Annotated in this window: 2 protein-coding genes; both read left to right on the top strand. The window is 69.3% G+C overall.

The genetic code is table 11. The features are described from left to right. The coding region (locus tag ACRDPS_RS22350) for a DUF4162 domain-containing protein (RefSeq protein ID WP_431503867.1) at positions 1 to 452 on the top strand (452 nt) is incomplete at its 5' end. Next, positions 452 to 1,627 (top strand): ABC transporter permease (locus ACRDPS_RS22345; protein WP_431503866.1); only part of this gene is annotated, 1,176 nt, incomplete at its 3' end. The genes ACRDPS_RS22350 and ACRDPS_RS22345, both read left to right, overlap by 1 nt.

Genomic DNA, 1,627 nt, shown 5'->3' with positions numbered 1-1,627 from the left:
ACGAGCCGACCTCCGGTCTCGACCCGTTGATGGAGGCCGTCTTCACCGAGTACGCCCGCGAGGCCAAGGCCGCCGGCTCCTCCGTCCTGCTCTCCAGCCACATCCTCAGCGAGGTCGAGAAGGTCTGCGATACCGTCACGATCATCCGGGCCGGGGTCGCCGTCGAGTCCGGCACGCTCGACGAGCTGCGCCACCTGACCCGCTCCTCCGTCGTCGCGACCGTCGGTGGCGACCCGTCGGCACTGAGCGGGCTTCAGGCCGTCAACGACCTGGTGACCAGCCAGAACGGCGCCGGAATCCGGGTCGCCTTCGATGTGGACAACGCCGCCGTCAGTGACGTGCTCAAGACGCTGACCGACCTCGACGTACGTGGCCTGACCATCACGCCGCCGTCGCTCGAGGAGCTCTTCATGCGGCACTACGGCGACGTCATCGAGACGGAGGAGGCGTGATGAGCACGCTCGCTCCGGCCCTCCCCCGGCGTACGCCACTGACCTCCTTCGCCGGCACCTGGCACCTGACCCGGTTCATGCTGCGGCGCGACCGGGTGCGGCTGACCGTCTGGACCGTCTCGCTGTTGGCGCTGTACGCCTACTTCGTCACCGCGCTCGGCACCGTCTACCCCACGGCCGAGGACCGGCAGGGACGCGCCGACCTGATGCAGCAGCCCGCGTCGGTGTTCCTCGGCGGACCCAACTACGGGCTGGACGACTACACGATCGGCGCCATGTTCGCCAACGAGATGACCCTGTGGATGATCGGTCTGCTCGGGGTCATGAACATGTTCGAGGTCGTCCGCAACACCCGCGCCGAGGAGGAGAGCGGGCGGGCGGAGCTGGTCCGTTCCGGCGCGGTCGGCCGACACGCGGCGGTCGCCGCCTCGCTGCTGACGGTGGTCATCACCAACGTCATCTTCGCCCTGCTCGGAAGCGCGCTGCTCATCTCCGCCGGTGACCTGGCAGCGGCCGACACCTTCGCGCTCTCGACGTCGATCGCCGTCAGCGGTCTGGTCTTCGCCGCCGTCGCTCTGGTCACCTCCCAGCTGACCACACACGGGCGCGGCGCCACCGGACTCGCGCTCGCAGTGCTGGGCGTCGCGGTGCTGGTGCGCGGCATCGGCGACCTGCAGGCCAAGCCCGGCGAGAACGGCACCTGGCTCTCATGGCTCTCGCCGATCGCGTGGACACAGCAGATGCGGGCGTACGTCGACCTGCGCTGGTGGCCGTTGGCCCTGAGCGTCGTGGCGGTGCTGGTACTACTCGCCGTCGGTGCCTTCCTGGCCTCGAAGCGCGACTTCGACGGGGCGCTGCTCACCGGCGGCTCCGGCAGGGCCGAGGCGACCGGGATGCTCTCGTCCCCGATCGCGATGGCGTGGCGCCAGCAGCGTACGGCCCTGTTCTGGTGGTTCCTCGGCACGTTCGTGATGTTCGGGGCAACCGGCACCTACCTGGGTGAGGGAGTCGAGGACATGGTCAGCGACATGGCCGCGGCGAACCCGGAGGCGGCCAAGATGTTCGGCGACGACCCGCTCACCGGGTTCCTGGCGATCATGATCCTGTACGCAGCACTGGCTGCCGCCGGGTACGCGATCGCCACCACTCTGCGGGCCAAGACGGAGGAGACCGAA

Source organism: Nocardioides sp. (assembly GCF_050699375.1).
GTDB lineage: Bacteria > Actinomycetota > Actinomycetes > Propionibacteriales > Nocardioidaceae > Nocardioides.
This window is presented reverse-complemented; position numbering and strand designations above follow the sequence as displayed.